This window comes from Rhodococcus sp. 105337, assembly GCF_012844225.1.
Classification (GTDB): Bacteria; Actinomycetota; Actinomycetes; order Mycobacteriales; family Mycobacteriaceae; genus Rhodococcus.
In genome coordinates, this window is the sequence record NZ_JABAGQ010000005.1 from 260,331 (window position 1) to 280,240 (window position 19,910).

18 protein-coding genes are annotated in these 19,910 nt (G+C 66.0%); 10 read left to right on the plus strand and 8 right to left on the minus strand.

The window, feature by feature from the left end; genetic code table 11:
- The first annotated feature begins 3 nt into the window (after positions 1 to 3).
- Entirely contained in the window at positions 4 to 1,437 is a 1,434-nt protein-coding gene (locus tag HF886_RS11205) for an NAD(P)/FAD-dependent oxidoreductase (RefSeq protein WP_169652325.1), read from the plus strand.
- 16 nt (positions 1,438 to 1,453) lie between these two features.
- Here HF886_RS11205 and HF886_RS11210 read toward each other — a convergent pair whose 3' ends face one another.
- Together HF886_RS11210 and HF886_RS11215 are read right to left on the minus strand one after the other, a co-directional pair.
- Positions 1,454 to 2,479 (minus strand): pirin family protein, encoded by a 1,026-nt coding sequence (locus HF886_RS11210; RefSeq protein ID WP_169652326.1) that lies wholly within the window; start codon positions 2,477 to 2,479, stop codon positions 1,454 to 1,456.
- Positions 2,476 to 3,414: a fused MFS/spermidine synthase gene (locus HF886_RS11215; protein WP_169652327.1), complete on the minus strand. Its 939-nt coding sequence runs from the start codon at positions 3,412 to 3,414 to the stop codon at positions 2,476 to 2,478. Before HF886_RS11215 ends, HF886_RS11210 begins: the two co-directional genes overlap by 4 nt.
- Positions 3,415 to 3,500: 86 nt before the next feature.
- Between HF886_RS11215 and HF886_RS11220 the strand changes: the two genes are divergently transcribed.
- Entirely contained in the window at positions 3,501 to 4,838 is a 1,338-nt protein-coding gene (locus tag HF886_RS11220) for a glycogen debranching protein (RefSeq protein WP_169652328.1), read from the plus strand.
- A 15-nt stretch (positions 4,839 to 4,853) separates the two neighbouring features.
- Here HF886_RS11220 and HF886_RS11225 read toward each other — a convergent pair whose 3' ends face one another.
- The 4 genes from HF886_RS11225 to HF886_RS11240 form a co-directional block, all read right to left on the minus strand.
- Positions 4,854 to 6,944: a PhoX family phosphatase gene (locus HF886_RS11225; protein ID WP_169652329.1), complete on the minus strand. Its 2,091-nt coding sequence runs from the start codon at positions 6,942 to 6,944 to the stop codon at positions 4,854 to 4,856.
- A gap of 99 nt (positions 6,945 to 7,043) precedes the next feature.
- Complete coding sequence (locus HF886_RS11230; RefSeq protein WP_169652330.1) at positions 7,044 to 8,225, minus strand: alpha/beta hydrolase; 1,182 nt, start codon at positions 8,223 to 8,225, stop codon at positions 7,044 to 7,046.
- A 78-nt stretch (positions 8,226 to 8,303) separates the two neighbouring features.
- Positions 8,304 to 9,083 (minus strand): LLM class F420-dependent oxidoreductase, encoded by a 780-nt coding sequence (locus HF886_RS11235; protein WP_169620943.1) that lies wholly within the window; start codon positions 9,081 to 9,083, stop codon positions 8,304 to 8,306.
- Between the two features lie 49 nt (positions 9,084 to 9,132).
- On the minus strand, positions 9,133 to 9,777 hold the full coding sequence (locus HF886_RS11240) for a TetR/AcrR family transcriptional regulator C-terminal domain-containing protein (protein ID WP_169620944.1): 645 nt from the start codon (positions 9,775 to 9,777) through the stop codon (positions 9,133 to 9,135).
- Positions 9,778 to 9,914: 137 nt separating this feature from the next.
- On the opposite strand from HF886_RS11240, the gene HF886_RS11245 reads away from it, so the two are divergent.
- Both HF886_RS11245 and HF886_RS11250 read left to right on the plus strand, forming a co-directional pair.
- On the plus strand, positions 9,915 to 11,084 hold the full coding sequence (locus HF886_RS11245) for an acyl-CoA dehydrogenase family protein (RefSeq protein WP_169652331.1): 1,170 nt from the start codon (positions 9,915 to 9,917) through the stop codon (positions 11,082 to 11,084).
- Between the two features lie 10 nt (positions 11,085 to 11,094).
- Complete coding sequence (locus HF886_RS11250) at positions 11,095 to 12,231, plus strand: acyl-CoA dehydrogenase family protein (protein WP_169652332.1); 1,137 nt, start codon at positions 11,095 to 11,097, stop codon at positions 12,229 to 12,231.
- Between the two features lie 44 nt (positions 12,232 to 12,275).
- Here HF886_RS11250 and HF886_RS11255 read toward each other — a convergent pair whose 3' ends face one another.
- Together HF886_RS11255 and HF886_RS11260 are read right to left on the minus strand one after the other, a co-directional pair.
- On the minus strand, positions 12,276 to 12,800 hold the full coding sequence (locus HF886_RS11255; RefSeq protein ID WP_169652333.1) for a TIGR04338 family metallohydrolase: 525 nt from the start codon (positions 12,798 to 12,800) through the stop codon (positions 12,276 to 12,278).
- Entirely contained in the window at positions 12,797 to 13,606 is an 810-nt protein-coding gene (locus tag HF886_RS11260) for a DUF2786 domain-containing protein (protein WP_169652334.1), read from the minus strand. The genes HF886_RS11255 and HF886_RS11260 overlap by 4 nt, the downstream gene beginning before the upstream one ends.
- Positions 13,607 to 13,691: 85 nt before the next feature.
- Here HF886_RS11260 and HF886_RS11265 point away from each other — a divergent pair, with 85 nt between their 5' ends.
- The 6 genes from HF886_RS11265 to HF886_RS11290 all read left to right on the plus strand — a co-directional run bounded on the left by HF886_RS11265 (position 13,692) and on the right by HF886_RS11290 (position 19,826).
- Positions 13,692 to 15,146 (plus strand): alanine/glycine:cation symporter family protein, encoded by a 1,455-nt coding sequence (locus tag HF886_RS11265; protein ID WP_169620949.1) that lies wholly within the window; start codon positions 13,692 to 13,694, stop codon positions 15,144 to 15,146.
- Positions 15,147 to 15,192: 46 nt separating this feature from the next.
- Positions 15,193 to 16,266 (plus strand): sn-glycerol-3-phosphate ABC transporter ATP-binding protein UgpC, encoded by a 1,074-nt coding sequence (gene ugpC / locus HF886_RS11270; protein WP_169620950.1) that lies wholly within the window; start codon positions 15,193 to 15,195, stop codon positions 16,264 to 16,266.
- A gap of 155 nt (positions 16,267 to 16,421) precedes the next feature.
- A complete protein-coding gene (locus HF886_RS11275) occupies positions 16,422 to 17,696 on the plus strand; it encodes an ABC transporter substrate-binding protein (protein WP_169620951.1) in 1,275 nt (424 codons plus the stop codon).
- Between the two features lie 17 nt (positions 17,697 to 17,713).
- Positions 17,714 to 18,787: a sugar ABC transporter permease gene (locus HF886_RS11280; protein WP_169620952.1), complete on the plus strand. Its 1,074-nt coding sequence runs from the start codon at positions 17,714 to 17,716 to the stop codon at positions 18,785 to 18,787.
- Positions 18,784 to 19,635, plus strand: a complete 852-nt coding sequence (locus tag HF886_RS11285; RefSeq protein ID WP_169620953.1) for a carbohydrate ABC transporter permease — start codon at positions 18,784 to 18,786, stop codon at positions 19,633 to 19,635. The genes HF886_RS11280 and HF886_RS11285 overlap by 4 nt, the downstream gene beginning before the upstream one ends.
- Positions 19,632 to 19,826: a hypothetical protein gene (locus HF886_RS11290; protein ID WP_169620954.1), complete on the plus strand. Its 195-nt coding sequence runs from the start codon at positions 19,632 to 19,634 to the stop codon at positions 19,824 to 19,826. The genes HF886_RS11285 and HF886_RS11290 overlap by 4 nt, the downstream gene beginning before the upstream one ends.
- The last annotated feature ends 84 nt before the right edge of the window (positions 19,827 to 19,910 follow it).

The following is a 19,910-nucleotide window of genomic DNA, read 5'->3' on the forward strand; positions in this document are numbered from 1 at the left end:
CCGGTGGAACACGTCGATGTGCTGGTCGTCGGTGCCGGTCTTTCCGGAATCGGTGCCGGATACCGCCTGCAGACGCGGTGCCCGGACCTCCGGTACGCAATTCTCGAGAGCCGCGACTCCCTCGGCGGAACCTGGGACCTGTTCCGGTACCCCGGAATCCGATCCGACAGCGATATGTACACACTGGGTTACCCGTTCCGGCCGTGGCGAGGGGAGAAGTCGATCGCCGACGGTGCGGACATTCTGCAGTATGTACGCGACACTGCCGCCGAAAACGGAATCGATACTCGAATACGGTTCGGGCACAAGGTGACCGAGGCGTCCTGGTCGTCGGAGCATGCGCGGTGGACGGTGCGTGCCCGGGTCGGAGACCGGACGGTCGAGATGTCGTGCTCGTTCCTGTACCTGTGCAGCGGCTATTACAGCTACGAGTCCGGGTACCTACCCGAGATTCCCGGGCTGGACGACTTCGTGGGGACGGTCGTCCATCCCCAGTTCTGGCCGGAGGATCTCGACTGGCACGGCAAGCGGATCGTGGTGGTCGGTAGTGGCGCGACAGCGATGACCCTGGTGCCCGCGCTCGCGGAACGGGCCGAACACGTGACGATGTTGCAGCGCTCGCCGTCGTACGTCATGTCTCTTCCGGCGCAGGACGGGTGGGCCCGCCTCCTGCACCGTTACCTGCCCGGCGCCGTCGCCCACCGTGCGGTGCGGGCGAAGAACGTGGTGACCAATCTCGGTTTCTACCAGTTCTGCCGGCGGGCACCGTTTCTCGCGAAGCGCGTGCTGCGCACGCTGACCGCGCGCCGGCTCCGTGACAAGGCGCAGGTCGATCCTCACTTCACGCCGTCGTACGATCCGTGGGACCAGCGCCTGTGCGTGGTGCCGGACTCCGATCTGTTCGAGGCGCTGGGAACCGGCGCGGCAGAGGTCGTCACCGACCACATCGACACGGTCACCGAGAAGGGTGTCCGGTTGCGTTCGGGAACCGAACTCGACGCCGACATCCTGATCCCGGCCACCGGCCTTCGTCTGGTACCGGCCGGCGGGATCGCGATAGCCGTCGACGGCGAACCGGTCGATCTTTCCTCCACGGTCATCTATCGCGGCACCATGCTCGACGGCATCCCGAACGCCGCGTTGTGCATCGGTTACACGAATGCGTCCTGGACCCTCCGTGCCGACCTCACATCTTTGTACGTCTGCCGGGTGCTCGGATACATGCGCCGCAAGGGATACCGCATCGCCGTACCCTCGTACACCGGCGACGGGCAACGCAGACCGCTGCTCGGATTGAACTCGGGGTATATCCACCGCGCGGAAAACACGCTGCCCGGCCAGGGTTCCCGCAGCCCATGGCTCATGCGCCAGAACTACCTGCTCGATCTGCCCACCATGAGATGGGGCCGGGTCGACAGGTCCATGCAGTTCAGGTGATCCGCATTCTGCCCGGTCAGGGCGTCTCGACCCTGCCATCGGGGTAACGCGCGAAGCGCCCCGATTCCGCGGGATGCACCGGGCCGTCGGACTCCCACGGCCAGCCACCGAATCCGGTGCGCCGGTAGTCGTCGAAAGCCTTCCGGACGCCGTCTTCGTCGTTGAGCACGAACGGCCCGTACGACACGACGGGCTCACCGATCGGGTGACCCTGCATCATCAGGATCTGCGTCCCGTCGGGTCCGCCCCGGAGTACCACCGGTGCCGTGGCGTCGACCAGCGCACCGTGGCCGGATTCCACTGCGGTACCACCGATGGCGACCGGGGAACCGCTGTAGACGTACAGGACCCTGCGGGTGTCGGGGCCCGCGGCGGGCGGAAGTGTCCACTCCGATCCGGCAGAAAGGTCGATGTTCCAGATCGCGACGTCGGACTCCGGCCGGGATGCCCACGACGCCGGCGGTGGAGGTGGCGGTGTCGCGTCACCGAGCGCACCCGCGAGGACGCGGACGTGCGTGGATCGCCCGGATGCGTCGGTCGCGACGACGGTGGGCGTGACCTCGTTCCAGAGCATCGCGAAGTGAGGTTCCGCGGTTTTCGACTCGCGGGGAAGGTTGAGCCAGATCTGGAACAACTCGAGGGGGTTGGGGCGGTCGCGGTGCAGTAGGGGGAACATCTCGCTGTGCACCACGCCGTTGCCTGCCGTGAGCCACTGCGTATCGCCCTCGCCGAAGCGCGCGGTGGCGCCCACGGAGTCGGAATGATCGATGATGCCGGTCCGGACGAACGTCACGGTCTCGAAACCGCGATGCGGGTGCTGCGGGAACCCCGGGACGGTCGTGCCGTGGTACATGTTCCAGCCCTCGGGATTGCCGAAGTCCTGACCGAGCGGACGGCCGGTGAGCGGAGCGTCGGGACCGAGGTCGGGGTTGCCTGCCGGGTAGGCGTCGACGTGGTGGGCGACGAACAGGAACGGATCGATCGTCTGCCAAGGGGAGCCCAGAGGGAAAACCTGCAATACGGGCGAGTCCACGGAAGTCATGATTCGTGCAACCCCTGCGTCTTCCCGTTTGTTCCGGCGTCCACCGGTGTGCCGGACTTCCGGACCGGGGCCTCACTGTCGTCGATCACGCGCGAACCGGCCGCGAACCGCCGTACCTGGGTGTCGTCCCACAAGTGGGCTGGGACCGCACCGCCGAGCAATTCCCTTGCCAGCGAAGGGGTATCGGACAGGGGCGTATCGCTTCCCGCGATGATGATGTTGCCGTACCTTCGGCCCTTGAGCATCGCGGGATCGGCGATCACAGCCAGGTGTTCGAACACGGACCCGATCGTGGCGGCTTCTCGCCGCGCGGTGGTCAGGTCGCGGGTGTCCCCGCAGTTGACGACGTAGATGCCGCCGGGCGAGAGCACCCGCCGCGCGTGACGCGTGAATTCGACCGTCGTCAGAGCAACAGGCGTCCGGTCGAAGGCGAACACGTCCCGCACCACGAGGTCCCTGCTGTCGTCCGAGAGGCCGGTCAGGACCGCGCGGGCCTCCCCCACCCGGATGCGGAGCAGCGGTGCGCGCGGAAGATCGAACCACTCGCGTACCAGTTCGGCGAGCCGGCCGTCGATCTCCACGACCACCTGGCGTGCGTCGGGATACACGGCTGCGAAATACCTCGCCATCGTGCACGCGCCGCCACCGAGATGCAGCGCGCGCAGCCGGGTGCCGGTGGCGAATCTGCTCTCCACGAGCAGCGCGATCCAGCGCATGTACTCGAACTCGAGCAGGGTGGGATCGCTCAGGTCGATATGAGAACTCGGCACCCCGTTGACCTCGAGCACCCAGCCGTCGGGCAGATACCGGTCCTTGACCAGCTCACATGTACCGGTGTCGATGTCGTACAGACCCTCCACGGGTCCCTTCGCGGCATCTGTCGCTTTCACCCGGCGCGGCGTCGATGCAGCCCGGCCACCTCGCTGCCTGCCCATACTTCGAGCGTAGTCCCGCATGTATCGCGCGTGTTACACAGGCGGGCCCGGCGTGCGGATCGGCGGGGAAGCCGGAGAATGAGACGATGCCGGACCGAGGATTCACCCCGACTCAGCTCGCCGCGCGCGCCGCCTACCTGCTGCGCGGCAACGACCTGGGATCCATGACCAGTGCCGCACCCAGGCTGTATCCGCACATGTGGAGCTGGGACGCCGCGTTCGTCGCGGTCGGGCTCGCGCCGCTCAGCGTCGAGCGCGCCGTCGTGGAACTCGACACCCTGCTGTCGGCGCAGTGGAAGAACGGCATGATCCCGCACATCGTGTTCGCGAACGGTGTCGACGGATATTTCCCCGGGCCGGCGCGATGGGCCGTGTCCGAACTCGCGGACAACGCCCCGGTGGGAGTGGAGACGTCGGGCATCACGCAACCGCCCGTGCACGCGATCGCCGTGCAACGCATCCTCGAGAACTCGCGGCGGCACGGCCGCAGCACCCGAGCGGTCGCGGAGGAGTTCCTGGACCGCCGGTGGGCCGATCTGATGCGGTGGCACCGCTGGCTCGCCCATGCCCGCGACCTGGACGGTAACGGCCGCATCGCGCTCTACCACGGGTGGGAATCGGGCATGGACAATTCGCCGCGGTGGGATCTCGCCTACTCGAACGTCACCGCCGGTAACGTTCCGCTCTTCCGCCGCGAGGATCTCAACCACGTCGCCGATCCCGCCGAGCGTCCCAGTGACGGCGAGTACGCCCGCTATCTGTGGCTGCTCGAGGAGATGAAGGCGGCGCGCTACGAGGACGACGTGCTCGCCAAGACGATGAGCTTCGCGGTGGAGGATGTGTTCGTCAGCGCGATCTTCTCCCTGGCGTGTGAAGTTCTGGCCAATATCGGCGAGGAACACTCCCGGCCCAACGCCGATGTCCGCGACCTGTACGGCTGGGCCGAACGGTTCCGGCACGGCGTCGTCGCGACGACCGATCCCCGCAGCGGCGCAGCGAAGGACTTCGACCTTCGTAGTGGAAAATGGGTAGCCACAGACACTCTCGCGATGTTTGCTCCGCTTCTGTGCGGCGGTCTCGACCGGCAGGCGGAGCGGGCGCTGCTCCGGACCTTCGAAGGCCCGAAATTCTGTGGCCACCCCGATCTCCGTTACGCGGTGCCACCGTCGGCCTCGCCCGTCTCGGGAGCGTTCCGGCCCCGCGAGTACTGGCGAGGCCCCGTGTGGCCCGTGATGACGTGGTTGTTCTCGTGGGCGTTCGCCCGGCGCGGTTGGGCAGAACGTTCGAACATGTTGCGGGCGGAGGGGTTACGCCAGGTCAGTGACGGTTCGTTCGCGGAGTACTACGAACCGTTCACCGGTGAACCGCTGGGCAGCATGCAGCAGTCCTGGACCGCTGCCGCCGTCCTGGATTGGCTGGGGTAGCGCGCCGCAGGCCCGTCAGGTGCCGATCCGTCCCCCGTCGGACTTCCATGCTGCGACGACAGCCGGCCGGGGTGCGGTGTTGCCGCCCTCGGGCCAGTGCGATGCGGGACTGTCCCACGATGCTTCGTCGGTCTCCCCCGGATGCTGAACACACACGACCACCCGGTCCGCGTCCACGATCGGGCCGCAGGTCTCGGCGCCGATCGGCACGGTGAGGAATTGTTTCGTTTCGCCGCGGCGCGGCCCGTCGAGTACAACGGCGAACAGGCCGTCGTTGGAACCGAGAGCGTTACCGTCCGTGGAGATCCACAGGTTGCCGTGGGGGTCGAAGGCGAGATTGTCGGGGCACGAGATGGGACTGACCTGCGCCGGGTCGAATCCGCCGAAGTAGGTGTCCGCCTCGTTCGGGTCACCGCACACGAGCAGCAGATTCCACGTGAACGATGTGCCCGCGTGGTCGTCGTCGATCTCGAGAACCTGGCCGTTCTTGTTGTTGACGCGCGGGTTGGCTTCGTCGGCGGGGGCAGTACTGTCTGCGCCGCGCTTGGTGTTGTTGGTCAGTGCCACGTACACCTTGCCGGTCACCGGGTTGGGCTCGAAGTCCTCCGGCCGGTCCATCTTGGTCGCACCGACCTTGTCGCCGGCGAACCGGGTGAAGACGGCCACCTCGTCGGCGCTCATGCCGTCCACCAGCGAGACTCCCCGACCGTCTTCCTCGGCGCGCAGCAAGGGAATCCACCGGCCTGTGCCCGAAAATCGGCCGCCCTCCGGGGGTGTGCCCGACCCGTCGATCGCGTCGGGGTGATCGCCGGTGAGTTCGGCGACGTACAGCGTCCCGGCGTCGAGCAGAGTCATGTTGTGCCGTACTGCGGCCCGGGAGTTCCCGGGTTGCATCTTCCGCGACGAGACGAATTTGTACATGTAGTCGAAACGCTCGTCGTCGCCGCTGTAGGCGACCACTGTGCCGTCGGCGGTGACGTACACGGTTGCGGCTTCGTGCTTGAAACGCCCGAGCGCGGTGTGCTTGACCGGGACGGAGTGCGGATCCCACGGGTCGATCTCGACGATCCATCCGAATCTGTTCACCTCCTGGGGCTCGGATGCTATGTCGAATCTGGTGTCGAAGCGTTCCCACTTCCGTTCGGTCTCGCCGCCTTCCAGTCCGTACCGCGCCAGTCGTTCGGCGGCGACAGGGTCGGTGATGCGTTCTGCGTTCGCAAAGTACTGGTTGAAGTTCTCCTCGCCGGACAACACTGTGCCCCATGGTGTCAGGCCACCTGCACAGTTGTTGAGGGTGCCCGCGACGCGCGTGCCTGTCGGGTCCGCAGTGGTTTTCAGCAACTCGCTTCCGGCGGCGGGTCCGGTGAGGACGAATTCGGTGGTTCCGGTGATGCGCCGATTGTACGGTCCGAATGCCGGTGTGAGACGCCCGGTCCCGGGCTCACCCTGGACCTGGACGACGGACAGTCCGTGGTTGGCCCAGCCGATCCGCACCTGTTCCTCGGTGGGGTTCTCGGCGTCGTAACCGGCGAACATGAAGGGCTCGGTGGTGTACTCGTGGTTGACGACGAGCAGATACGTGTTCGCTACCCCGTCCACCGGGAGCAACCCGGCGAAGTCGTTGTTGAACCCGAACTGCTTTTCCTGTGCTGCCGCCGTCTGGCGATCGATGTCGAACGCGGGAGCGCCGGGCAGAACGGCATCGCCCCAACGGATGACCACCGCGGATTCGTACCCGGCCGGTACCGTCACGGCGTCGTCGGTGTTGGGTGCCACCGCGGCGAAGTCCGTTCCGGTGGCCGCGGGTCCGAGATCTACCGCACGGGGGCCGGCGGTGGGTTCTGCACCGCTGCTCGCGGCCGCGGAGTCGTCCGCACAACCGGCGAGGGCACCTCCGGCCCCCACTGCGAGAACGGCCATGGCGCCGCCGCGCAACACCCCGCGGCGTGTGAGCGCGGTACGCACGACATCGCCGAAATAGGTACCGCCGGAGGTGTTCGGCACGCTCTGCGAGCATGCGTCGCCACATTTGTACAGGCAGGTGATGTTCGCGCGGGACGAACTGCCGTCGTGCGTCGGGAACAGGGGCAGGTGCGTGCGGGCCACGGGCGTATCTCCTCGGTTCGGGGGGCTCCGAGCACCGTAGGAGTCGTACACGATCGGCAGGGAACGAGAAGATGAACGGGTAATGAGCGTTGTGCGCCTTCAGGATCCGTCCGGAGCGATGCCGTCCGCCGCGTCGTCGTTCGTGTCGACCGCACCGGGCCGCGTGTCCAGAAACGGTGCTACCCGCCGGGTGATCGCCTCGTTGTACGCCGCCGGCGCCTGGATCGGGTTGGCGTGCCCGATGTGTCCGAGCTTCGACACGAGGAGCGTTCCGCCGGGTCCGCCTGCCTGGTCGAGGAGAATCCGCTGCGTGTAGTCGACGTCCACGACCGGGTCGTCCTGCGCGAGCCGGGGCCGCAGGAAGACGACGGCGGGACGGACCTTGTCGTCGCGGGGTTCGGCGAGTGCCTGCAGATTGTCGGTGGCGCCCGACGCGACGATCGCGCGGAATTGTGCCTCGATCAGTCCGTTGCTCGCGGCATCGTCCGACAAGATCTTGTCGCGCAGCACTTCGTCGACCACGTTCCGCAGTTCGGTGGTGTCGATCCGCCGATACCAGCGGTCCGAGGGGACGACGAAACGATCCTGCCGTGCGGCGACCTCGACCGTCATCCGCATCAACCGGCTTTCGCGTGCGCCGGGCAGCCAGCCGATCCAGCGGAGCAGGTCTTCCCCCGCATTGCGGCTTTCGGCCCGCACCGCGTGGAGGTCCACCGGAGTGCAATCCAGGATCACGCCCCTCACCTCGAGCGGTGATTCCTCGTACAGGTGCTGCGCGACTTTCAGCGCGATGATGCCGCCCATGCTGTGCCCGACGAGGACGACGTTCTCCACGCCCGACCACCCGGCACGCTCGAGGATCAGGTCGCTGACGACAGCGGTGTCGAGACCGCTGTTGTCGTATTGGACCGACCACACCTGACCGATTTCGCTCAACGCCGGTAACGCCTCGGCGGTCGGGGTCGCATCGAGGTTGCCCAGGCCCACCAGATCGACCACGGCGGTATCGAGATCGTCTCGCTCCGCCGCGTCGTAGACCTGATGGATCTGCGGTTGTGTCAGGGCAAGCTTTTCCCGAACGGGTGCGACGTCCCACGTCCAATACAGGGTGGCCAGCACGATCAGTGGTACGAGCACGTACACGAGCCGGGCCAGAATGATGCGCGCGCGGCCGAAGCGGGTCCCGCTGTGGCCGAGCCGAGTATCGCGCATGCGCCGACGCCGGCGGTCGTCGTCCCAGTCGTCGGAGGTGCACGGTGGAAGATTCGGTAGATACGGCATGCACCATCCATGGTAGGTGCTGAGACGTGTGCGCCACGTAACAGCACCTACCCGTGGGTTTTTCAGGCCGTGGGTTTTTCAGGCGAGACCGGCGCTCGCGTCGCGCCAGGCGATCGCCTCGACCAGGGGCGCGAGGTCGTAGTCCGGCCCTCCGATGCCGACGGTGAACTGGGTGATGCCCTGCTCGACGTAGAGTGCGGCCTTGTCGACGCCGGGCCAGTCCGTGGACCGCTCGATCTCGTCGGGGCTACGGCCCAGATCAGCACATCGTTGTGCGAGGATGTCGGACTTTTCGACGTGGGTGTCGAACTCGCCGAAGCTGTGCCAGATGTCTGCATACTTCGCGACGAGCGGAAGGGTCTTCTTCGGTCCGCCACCACCGATGAGGATCGGGATGTGCCGCGTGGGCGGTGGGTTCAGCTTCTCGAACCGGGACGTGATGCGGGGCAGGTATTCGGCCAGGAGGTCCAGGCGGGAGCCTTTCGTGCCGAAGTCGTAGCCGTACTCGTCGTAGTCCTTTTCGAACCAGCCGGAGCCGATACCGAGGATGAGACGGCCGCCGCTGATGTGGTCGACCGTACGGGCCATGTCGGCGAGCAGGTCGGGATTGCGGTAGCCGCCTCCGGTGACCAGTGCGCCGATCTCGACGCGTTCGGTCTGCTCGGCCCAGGCACCGAGCATCGTCCAGCATTCGAAGTGGGCGCCGTCGGGATCGCCGTAGAGCGGAAAGAAGTGGTCCCAGTTGAAGACGATGTCCACGCCGGCGTCCTCGGCGCGGAGCACGGTGTCGCGAATGACCCTGTAGTCGGGTTGTTGCTGGGGCTGCAGTTGAAGTCCGATACGAATGGTGCGCGTCATCGTTCCACCGTAGGACGGCATCGCCGACTCCACACTGTCAACTGGGTGCTCAACCGTGCGCCGGGATCTTCGGCATCCCGGGGTATTCGTCCTCGAGTCCGCGGAGAAACGATTCCAGGAGGAGTTCGAAGCTGTCCACATCGATCTCGGCCGCGTACTCGCGCAGCCGATGCGCCTGAGAGAGATGCGGATATCGGGTGCTGTAGGTCTCGGCGTGCGGGTCGAAGCTGCCCGCGAACGACGTGATCGCCGAGCCGATGACGATGTACTTGATCGACGCTCCGATGAGCGTCGCGGTGCGCGGGGGCCAGCCCGCGCGGGTCAGGCCTCCGTGGACGGCGTCCGCATGATGCAGGGCGGTGGGACGTTGGCGTGGACTCGACGCAAGGAAGGGGACGAGGTTGGGATGGACGGCGAGCGCCGCCCGATACGAGCGCGCCCAGATCCGCAGTCCTTCCTGCCAGTCCTCACCCTCGAATCCGCTCACATCCACCGTCTCGGCGATGCCGTCGGCGATGTCGTCGAACAGCTCGTCCTTGTTCGCGTAGTGGCTGTAGAGCGAGGGTGCGCGCACGCCGAGTTCGGCAGCGATTCTGCGCATGGACACGGCAGCGAGGCCGTACTCGTCCACCAGCGCGAGCGTGGTGTCGCGAATGAGTGATCGGTTGAGCAGGGGCGTGCTGGGTCGTGCCATGGAAGGTCCTTTTCGACGCCGATCTGGACGAACTAACGATGTAAGGTTAGTTTTGCATTGTGTTGGGCGCCACAATCCGCAAAACGTGGATCCGGGCGTTCATGAGCCATTGCCACCACCCGTGACGGAAGGCCCCCATGAACCTGAAGCTCACCGAGGAGGAGCGCGCATTCCGTGACGAGCTGCGCACCTTCTTCACCACCGAGATCCCCGCCGATGTGCGCTCGAAGGTCGCCGCCGGCAAACCTCTCGGCAAGGACGACTTCATCGCGACTCAGCGCATCCTCCACGCTCGGGGCCTGGCCGTCCCGAACTGGCCCGTCGAATGGGGCGGTCAGGAATGGACCCCCATGCAGCGCAATATCTGGCTCAGCGAGATGCAACTCGCGTCGGTGCCCGAACCGCTGCCGTTCAATGCGTCGATGATCGGTCCTGTCATCGCGCAGTTCGGCTCGCAGGACATGAAAGAACGCTTCCTCCCCAAAACCGCCAACCTCGACATCTGGTGGTGCCAGGGATTCTCCGAGCCCGAAGCAGGGTCGGATCTCGCGTCGCTCAAGACCCGCGCGGTGCGCGACGGTGACGACTACATCGTCAACGGACAGAAGACCTGGACCACACTCGCCCAGCACGCCGACTGGATCTTCTGCCTCGTCCGCACCAATCCGGACGTGAAGAAGCAGGCCGGTATCTCGATGCTGCTCATCGACATGAATACACCCGGGGTCACCCGGCGGCCGATCAAGCTGATCGACGGCAGCCACGAGGTCAACGAAGTGTTCTTCGAGGACGTGCGTGTTCCCGCAGAAAACCTTGTCGGCGAAGAGAACACGGGCTGGACGCAGGCCAAGTTCCTGCTCGGCAACGAACGCACCGGCATCGCCAGGGTCGGCGCGACCAAGGTCAGGCTCGCTCGCGCCAAGAGCCTCGCGGCGGACATCGCGGTCGGAGACGGCACTCTGCTCTCGGATCCGATCTTCGCCTCGCGTCTCGCCGAACTCGAGAACGAACTGCTCGCTCTCGAACTCACACAGCTGCGGGTGGTCGCCGGATCTGCGGACGGTAAGCCCAATCCGGCATCGTCGCTGCTGAAGCTCCGAGGCTCCGAATTGCAGCAGGCGGCGACCGAGCTTCTCGTCGACGTTGCGGGACCGGACTCGCTGCCGTCCGGCGCCTCGGACATCGATTCGCCGGAATGGGCGCAACTCACCACCCCGGCCTACCTCAATACCCGCAAGGTGACCATCTACGGCGGTTCGAGCGAGGTACAGCGTTCGATCATCGCTTCTTCGATTCTCGGACTGTGAGGCCCAGGACATGAACTTCGAACTCGACACCGAGCAGGACCTGCTCCGTAAGACCGTCCGCGACATGCTCACTGCGGCATACGACGTGGAAGCCCGTAACCGAGTCTCCGACAGCGACCTGGGGTGGAGCCCCGAGGTATGGAAGCAGCTCGCCGAACTGGGAGTGCTCGGACTGCCTTTCGCGGAGGAACACGGAGGCATGGGTGCCGGCCCGGTGGAGGTCATGGCGGTCATGACCGAAATCGGCCGTACGCTCGCACCCGAACCGGTACTCGCCGCGGTGTACCTGCCGGGCGGTCTCGTCGCCGAACTCGGCAGTGACGCACAGCGTTCCGAACTCGTGCCGCGGTTGTCCGAAGGTGATCTCCGGCTCGCTTTCGCGCACGACGAGCCCGGTAGCCGGTGGCCCACGGTCGATGTCGCCACCACCGCGACCCGCGACGGTGACCGGTGGTTGCTCTCCGGTCGCAAGAACCCTGTGCTGCACGGAGATTGCGCCGACATCGTCCTCGTGTCCGCGAAGCTTCCCGACGGCGGCGTGGGCCTGTTCCTGGTCGACGCCGGTGCGGACGGCCTCTCGCGCACGGTCTACCGCACGAACGACGAGCGACGCGGTGCGCAGATCGTGCTGAACGGCGTGGCGGCGCAACCCCTCGGTGACGCCGTCGACGCGTCCGCCGCGATCTCCGGCGCCGTCGTCCGCGCGCAAGCCGCGCTGTGCGCCGAAGCGGTCGGGGCGATCGACGCATCGGTGCAGCTGACCACGGGTTATCTGAAGCAGCGCAAGCAGTTCGGTGTGCCGCTGTCGATGTTCCAGGCGCTGACACACCGCGCCGCCGACATGTACGTCCTGTACGAGCTGGCGGCCAGCATGAGCCTGTACGCAACGATGGCACTGGCGGACGGCATCGTCGATCCGATCATCGCGTCGAGGGCGAAGTTGCAGGTGGGCCGGACCGCACGCAAGGTCGGGCAGGAGGCGGTGCAGATGCACGGAGGCATCGGTGTCACCGCGGAACACTCCATCGGCCACTACCTGAGCCGACTCACCGCGATCGAGCACACGCTCGGCACCATGGACGATCACCTTCGGGTGCTTGCCGGCGGCGTGACGTCCTACGACCGGGTCGAGATCGCCGGAATGTGACCGCTGCGTCCGGGCGGACAGCGCACGAGACGGATCTCGTCCTGTCAGGTGCGCTGTTCGCCTCCGGTGATCCCCGTGGCACGCAACACGAATACTGCTTCCGCGCCGATGATCTCACCGACCAGCGTGAGGAAGCGATCGACGAAACCGGCGCCGTGAGCTGCTTCAGTGGGATCGTCGGGATCCTGGGGATCGAGGTGGTGAGCGAGTTCGTGCAGAACCACGAGTTCACGGAACGCCCAGGCGCGATTCGCGCGATGCTCGGGCAGGGCGATCGTGGCGCAATCATTTTCGTAATGCGCAGCGGTATTCCCGGCGCGTACACGGATCCGGACGGGCACCGCGGCGCGAGGCCAGCGGGCACGCACCCAGTCGAGCGCGAGTACGGCATCGACGTACCGCTGCACCGAATCGAGGGACGCGAACCGCCGCTCGACGGGCAGCGTCACACTCGATCCGGCCACCTCGACCGTGCGCAGACCGCGCTCGTCGGCGAGATCGAACATGCGGCGCACCATCGCCTCCGCGTCGTACACCGCAGACTTGCGGATATCACGAACCCGGGTCATCCCTCCAGCCTCCTCGGCGACGACGGAAGTTCGGGTGCCGTACCCAAGCGAGCCGCGCGACCCGCCTTGTCGCCGGCACGCTGTGCATCGGTCGAGCGTGCCGACGGAGCACGGTTGCCCCGCCAGCTTCCCCGGGCCTGGGACGTGCTGCGGTAGAAGTCGCGCAATTCCACGGCTTTGCCGCGCAGCACGAGTTCGGTCCCGGGAGACGACGACTCGGCGTCCTTCTCGATTTCCTCTTTGGTTTCGGCGAGTCGTGCACCGATACGCGCAGCGAACGCCGACTGGAAGTTCAGCCTCGCGGTGACGGGAGCGATCGGCTTGCGTACCCGCGTTCTGACGTCGCGCCCGCCGCGCCGTTCGATCACGGTGCGGACCGTCGACTCGCTGCGGTAGGTGCCGGACCGCAGATACGCGTCGGACGCACGGACCATCTGCACCAGCAGCGACGAGTACAGCGCCTCGCACACGTCGATATCGTCGGCGAAGCCGTAGGCGAAGATCACCGTCGACGTGGCCGTGATGTCGCACTGCACGTCGTTGGCCGCGGCGATGGCCAGGAACAACTGCGCGTAGGTGCGCAGACCCTTCTTCCCGACCTCGCCGATGGTCACCAGTCGCTGCACCGGGGTGGCGCGACGCTCCTTGGCGCCCGCGTGCGCGCGTGCCACCGCGAGGTCGACGGAGGCGGCGGTCGCGAGTCGCTGCGCGGCCGCCAGGAAGGCGTCGGCTTCGTGCGCGTTGTCCGTCGACTCGGCCTGTCTCAGCAGGCCACCGATCCGGGTCAACATCTTGTCCGAGCTCACCAGAGAAGGGTAGGCCGTCGCACCGACGCGGGGTGCTGACCTCAAAGCGCTGCGGGATCTCCGTGAACAGCCCAAGATCGGCAGGATGGACGTCGCAGTCGATTTTGTCACCGCGGTCAACGACCGGTTCTGGTATGCCGTGATCGCCTTGCTCATCGGATCCGGTCTGTATTACACGATCCGGTCGCGGTTCATCCAGATCAGGCTGATTCCGGACATGCTGCGCTCGATCGTGGAGAAGCCCGAGCGACTCCCCGACGGGGAAGAGGGCATCTCCGCATTCCGGGCCTTTTCGATCTCGGCGGCGTCCCGCGTCGGTACCGGCAACGTGGCGGGGGTCGCCATCGCGATCAGCCTCGGCGGCCCGGGTGCGGTGTTCTGGATGTGGGCCATGGCGCTCATCGGAGCGTCGACGGCGTTCCTGGAATCGACCCTCGCGCAGTTGTACAAAGTGCGTGACAAAGGCGCATACCGCGGCGGACCCGCGTACTACATGCAGTACGGGCTCGGTAAGCGCTGGATGGGAATGATCTTCGCGGTGATCATCACGATCACCTATGGGTTCGTGTTCAACGCGGTGCAGACCAACTCGATCGTCGATGCGGTCGCCGGTTCGGTCGGTGACAAGACCTTCGGTCTGCAGGTCGTCGTGGGAATAGGGGTCGCGTTGTGCGTGGCCGCCGTGATCTTCGGCGGGGTCCGGCGGATCTCGGCGGTGTCGCAGATCGTGGTTCCGGTCATGGCGACCGCATATCTGGTGATCGGTGTGGTGGTCGTGATTCTCAACGTGGGCGAGGTGCCGGGGATGTTCCGGCTGATCTTCGAGAACGCGTTCGGAATTCGGGAGATCGTCGGCGGTGGATTCGGTGCCGCATTCATGAACGGCATCCGCCGGGGCCTGTTCTCGAACGAAGCCGGTATGGGGTCGGCACCCAACGCCGGCGCCACGGCGTCCGTCTCGCACCCCGTCAAGCAGGGACTGGTGCAGAGCCTGGGCGTGTACTTCGACACCTGGCTCGTCTGCTCGATCACCGCGTTCATCATCCTGCTGTCCGAGCCCGAGTTCGGCGGCGGTCTCGAAGGTGCCGCGATGACCCAGAACGCACTGTCGCTGCAACTGGGCGACTGGACGGTGCATTTCCTCACCGTCATGATCTTCTTTCTCGCGTTCACTTCCGTTATCGGCAACTACTACTACAGCGAATCGAACATCGAATTTCTCACCGGGACGCGCAGGGCACTGCCGTACCTGCGCAGCGCAGTGGTGCTCTGCGTGTTTCTCGGTGCGATCGGATCGGTGCCCCTCGTGTGGGCGCTCGCCGACCTCTCGATGGGCGTGATGGCGATCGTCAACCTGATAGCACTGATCCCGCTGTCCGGCATCGCCTACGCGCTGTTCCACAACTACACCGCACAGCGCAAGCAAGGACGCGATCCGGTGTTCCATCGCGGGGACGTTCCCGGCCTCCGCGGGATCCAGGTCTGGGGCGAGGACGACGAGTTCACACCGAGTAGCGGAAATACGCCACGAACACGGTAGATTCCCCTACCGCACAGACTGTGTTCCGCTTCGGAAAGGATCTGCGATGGCCTCGGTGACCTTCGACAAGGCGGTCTGCCTGTTCCCGGGCTCGACGACCCCCGCGGTCGATTCGCTGGATCTCGAGATCGAGGACGGGGAATTCCTCGTCCTGGTCGGCCCCTCGGGCTGCGGGAAATCCACGTCGCTGCGCCTGCTCGCCGGTCTCGAGGAAGTGCACAGCGGCCGCATCCTCATCGGCGACCGCGACGTCACCGCGCAGGATCCGAAGGAACGCGACATCGCGATGGTCTTCCAGAACTACGCGCTGTATCCGCACATGTCGGTCGCCGAGAACATGGGATTCGCCCTCAAGCTCGCGAAGCACCCCAAGAGCGACATCCGGGAGCGGGTCGTCGAAGTCGCCAAGATGCTCGACCTCGAACCGTTCCTCGACCGCAAGCCCAAGGCGCTGTCGGGTGGTCAGCGGCAGCGCGTCGCGATGGGCCGCGCGATCGTCCGCCAGCCGCAGGTGTTCCTGATGGACGAACCGCTCTCCAACCTCGACGCCAAACTCCGCGTCCAGACCCGGACGCAGATCGCACAGTTGCAGCGCCGGCTCAACACCACCACCGTCTACGTCACTCACGATCAGGTGGAGGCGATGACGATGGGTGACCGCGTCGCAGTCCTCGACAAGGGTGTCCTCCAGCAGTGCGCGTCGCCGCGCGTGCTCTACAACAAGCCCGCCAACGTCTTCGTCGCCGGATTCATGGGGTCGCCCGCGATGAACCTGTTCCGGCTGCCGGTCATCGACCGGGGCGTCCGGCTGGACGAGAGCTATGTGCCGGTACCGCGCGATGTGGTCGGTCAGGTCACCGAGTCGGAGGTCACCCTCGGCATCCGTCCCGAGCATCTCGAGATCTCGAACGACGGCCTGCCCATGGATGTCGACGTCGTCGAAGAACTCGGTTCCGAGGCGTACGTCTACGGGCGCGCGGTGGTCGGTGGCCGAGACCAGCAGATCGTCGCGCGCAGCGACTGGCGGAGTCCGCCGCAGAAGGGCGAACGCGTGCACCTGCGGTTCGACCCCGAGCAGGTTCACATCTTCAGGACGTCGGACGGGACGCGCATCGGCTGACCTCCGGAGGTGAGCACCGGCGAACCCCGACACTCGGCCGTCCAGGATGGGCGGAATGCCGACTTTTCCGGGTGGCGCGTGCCACAGTAGTGGCCGGTGTCGGTTACCTCCGCGTTACCGGCGATATTTTCCGACCTCGAATGGGGAGATAGTTGATGAATCTCAACACGAAGGCGATGCGTAGAGCCGCGATCGCCGCGACGGCGGCCACTGCGCTCGTCCTCGCAGGTTGCTCGTCCGACGACAACGCCGGCAGCGACGACAACAGCAGTGCTGCGCCGGCAGGCGGCCGCGGCCCGATCACGATCGTCGAGGGTCAGGATCCCCTGAACACGGCGCTCGAAAGCATCATCGCCGACTGGAACGCCGATCATCCGGACGAGCAGGTGACGTTCAAGCCGCTCGCGACCGAGGCCAACGACCAGTACGACGACATCGCGCAGCGCATGCAGGCGCGCAGCGACGAGTACGACCTCATCGCCGTCGACGTCACCAACACCGCGGAATTCGCGGCCAACGGATGGCTGCGCCCCCTCGAGGGCGACTTCGCGATCGACACCGAGGGCCTGCTGCCCGCGACCGTCGAATCGGGCACCTACAACGGCACCCTGTACGCCGCGCCCAAGAACACGAACGGTGCGTTCCTCTACTACCGCACCGATCTCGTCGACCAGGCGCCCGCCACGTGGGACGACCTGAAGGCCGAGTGCCCGAAGGCCGAAGAAGCCGGCATCGCGTGCTACATCGGCCAGTTCAAGAACTACGAGGGCCTGACGGTCAACGTCACCGAGATCGTCAACGGCTTCGGCGGCTCCTTCGTCGGAGAAGACGGTCTCGCACCGGCAATCGACGAGCAGACCGCCGAAGGCCTGCAGTTCATCGTCGACGCGTTCGAGGACAACATCATCCCGGCTGCGGCGCAGACCTACACCGAGGGCGAGTCGCAGACCGCGTTCGGCAACGGTGAGGCGATGTTCCTGCGCACGTGGCCCGGCTTCTACACCGACGGTGAGAGCTCCTCGATCGCCGGCAAGTACGGCATCGCCGTCCTCCCGGGTGTCGACGGACCGGGTGCGTCCACGCTCGGTGGCTACAACGTCGGCATCAGCGCGTTCAGCGATGCGCCGGAGACCGCGCGTGACTTCCTCGAGTTCATGCAGACGCGCCAGTCGCAGCTGTACTACGCCGAAGCGGGCGGCGCTCCCGTCCTCGCCGAGGTCTACGACGATGCGGCGATCATCGAGCAGTACCCGTACTTCACCACGCTGAAGGAAGTTCTCGAGGCTGCCAAGCCGCGTCCGGCGTCGCCGTACTACTCGGCCGTGTCGAAGGCGATCTCGGACAACTCCTACGCCGCGATCCGCGGTGAGAAGACCGTTCAGCAGGCGCTGGACGACACCCAGGCCGGCATCGCAACCGCCGGCAACTGATGCTCTAGGAGCAGTACATGGCAGAACCGCAGGTCGGTATTCCCGCGGATCCGCCACACGACACCGCGGTCGGGACCACGTCAGGTCCCGACCGCGGGCATGTCGGTGGGCGGCATCGTGGGCCCAACGCGCCCGTACCCGTGGTGAAGAAGCGACGCACGATCCCGATCTGGATGTTCGTCGCTCCGTCGATGATCGTCCTGGCCGTCATCATCCTGTATCCGCTCGGACGAGCGGTGTGGATGTCGGTACACGGTGACGCGAAGACCCTCGATCCCGAGACCGGTCGATTCGTCACCGGCGGCTTCGTGGGGATCGACAACTACACGCGCTGGATCACCCAGACCTGTGGGACTGCCACCGGCACGATCCCGTGTCCCCCGGGGACGCTCGGCTCCCAGTTCTGGCAGTCGATCTTCAATACGTTCTTCTTCACGGTCGTCACCGTCTCGCTCGAGACCGTCGTCGGTTTCGCGATGGCGCTGGTGATGGCCAAGTCGTTCCGCGGCCGCGGCCTGCTGCGCGCTTCGGTTCTGGTGCCGTGGGCGATTCCCACGGCCGTCACCGCCAAGCTGTGGTTCTTCATCTTCGCCAACGACGGTATCGCCAACAAACTGCTCGGCACCGACTTCATGTGGACCGCCGATCCCTGGCCGGCCCGTTTCGCCATCATCGTCGCCGACGTCTGGAAGACCGCGCCGTTCATGGCGCTGCTCATCCTCGCGGGTCTGCAGATGATCCCGTCGGACGTGTACGAGGCAGCGAAGGTCGACGGGGCCAACGCGTGGCAACGCTTCACGCAGATCACGTTGCCGCTGGTCAAGCCCGCGTTGATGGTGGCGATCCTGTTCCGCACCATGGACGCGCTGCGTATGTACGACCTGCCCGCGATCATGATGGGCTCCAATCCCGCGACGTCGACGATCTCGGTGCTCGTCGTGGACCAGATGCGGCAGGGTGCGAACTCGGCGTCGGCGCTGTCGACGATCACGTTCCTCATCATCTTCGCGTGCGCATTCGTCCTTGTCCGGTTCCTGGGGGCCAACGCCGTCGATACCCAGGAGAAACAGCGGAAGGGAGAGGTCGCATGACCGCCGCGCGCACGTCCAAGCCCCGGTTGCGCTCGTTCGGCACCTACGTCGGGGTCGCGATCATCGTGGTGTGGGGCCTCGCTCCGTGCTACTGGATGATCGTCACGGCATTGAGGGATCCGCGGGAGACGTTCAGCACCTCCCTGTGGCCGTCGAACCCGACGTTGCAGAACTTCGCGGACGCACTCGATCCCGCCGCCAAGGTCAACTTCTCGCGCGCACTGCTCAACAGCGTGATCATCGCGGGTGCGACCACCGCGATCGCCCTGCTCATCGGCGTGTTCACCGCCTACGCACTGTCACGGTTCGACTTCCGTGGCAAGTACTTCGTCACGGGCATCATCCTGGGTGCGTCGATGTTCCCGGTCGTCGCACTCGTCACGCCGCTGTTCCAGTTGTTCACCGACATCGGCTGGATCGGCAGCTATCAGGCCCTGATCATCCCGAACATCTCCTTCGTGCTGCCGCTGACCGTGTACACCCTCACGTCGTTCTTCTCCGAGCTTCCCTGGGAACTCGAAGAGGCCGCGCGGATGGACGGTGCCACCCGCGGACAGGCTTTCCGCCTCGTGATGCTGCCGCTGGCGGCCCCCGCGCTGTTCACCACCGCGATCCTCGCGTTCATCGCGACGGTCAACGAGTTCCTGTTGATGTCGCAGCTCTCGAGCGAACGCACCGCACCGGTGACGGTCGCGATGGCCCGCTTCACCGGAACCGACCCGTACGTCACCCCGTACGCGTCGATCATGGCCGGCGGCACACTCGTGATGGTGCCGCTCGTGATCATGGTGCTGCTGTTCCAGCGCCGGATCATCTCGGGTCTGACCGCAGGTGGCGTCAAGTCGTGAAACGTCTTCCGAAACGGCAGCGACTCGAGATGCTCCTGGGCTTTCTCACCGTCTTCACCGTGCTGGCGGTGGTCGGCGCGGTGGCCGAGATGCGTACTTCGGCGCCGGGGATCGTGCCGTCGCTGGTGCTCCTCGGCTTCGCGGTGGCGTGGTGGTTCGCGTTCCGGGCTTGGCGGCGCACCGGCTCCTGATCTGCTCGTAGATCATCTGTGCCGGGCACTTCCGTACCATTCCTAGTCGGGTGCGATTGCCCTGCCCGCCCGGATTCCGGAGAA

Excerpts from the sequence above, each read along its gene's own strand:
- HF886_RS11220 (WP_169652328.1), top strand. The coding sequence starts at position 3,501 with ATGCCGGACCGAGGATTCACCCCGACTCAGCTCGCCGCGCGCGCCGCC.
- HF886_RS11285 (WP_169620953.1), top strand. The coding sequence starts at position 18,784 with ATGACCGCCGCGCGCACGTCCAAGCCCCGGTTGCGCTCGTTCGGCACC.
- HF886_RS11240 (WP_169620944.1), bottom strand. The coding sequence starts at position 9,777 with ATGGCACGACCCAGCACGCCCCTGCTCAACCGATCACTCATTCGCGAC.
- HF886_RS11230 (WP_169652330.1), bottom strand. The coding sequence starts at position 8,225 with ATGCCGTATCTACCGAATCTTCCACCGTGCACCTCCGACGACTGGGAC.
- HF886_RS11275 (WP_169620951.1), top strand. The coding sequence starts at position 16,422 with ATGAATCTCAACACGAAGGCGATGCGTAGAGCCGCGATCGCCGCGACG.
- HF886_RS11210 (WP_169652326.1), bottom strand. The coding sequence starts at position 2,479 with ATGACTTCCGTGGACTCGCCCGTATTGCAGGTTTTCCCTCTGGGCTCC.
- HF886_RS11265 (WP_169620949.1), top strand. The coding sequence starts at position 13,692 with ATGGACGTCGCAGTCGATTTTGTCACCGCGGTCAACGACCGGTTCTGG.
- HF886_RS11255 (WP_169652333.1), bottom strand. The coding sequence starts at position 12,800 with ATGACCCGGGTTCGTGATATCCGCAAGTCTGCGGTGTACGACGCGGAG.
- HF886_RS11280 (WP_169620952.1), top strand. The coding sequence starts at position 17,714 with ATGGCAGAACCGCAGGTCGGTATTCCCGCGGATCCGCCACACGACACC.
- HF886_RS11245 (WP_169652331.1), top strand. The coding sequence starts at position 9,915 with ATGAACCTGAAGCTCACCGAGGAGGAGCGCGCATTCCGTGACGAGCTG.
- HF886_RS11235 (WP_169620943.1), bottom strand. The coding sequence starts at position 9,083 with ATGACGCGCACCATTCGTATCGGACTTCAACTGCAGCCCCAGCAACAA.
- HF886_RS11215 (WP_169652327.1), bottom strand. The coding sequence starts at position 3,414 with ATGGGCAGGCAGCGAGGTGGCCGGGCTGCATCGACGCCGCGCCGGGTG.
- ugpC (WP_169620950.1), top strand. The coding sequence starts at position 15,193 with ATGGCCTCGGTGACCTTCGACAAGGCGGTCTGCCTGTTCCCGGGCTCG.
- HF886_RS11250 (WP_169652332.1), top strand. The coding sequence starts at position 11,095 with ATGAACTTCGAACTCGACACCGAGCAGGACCTGCTCCGTAAGACCGTC.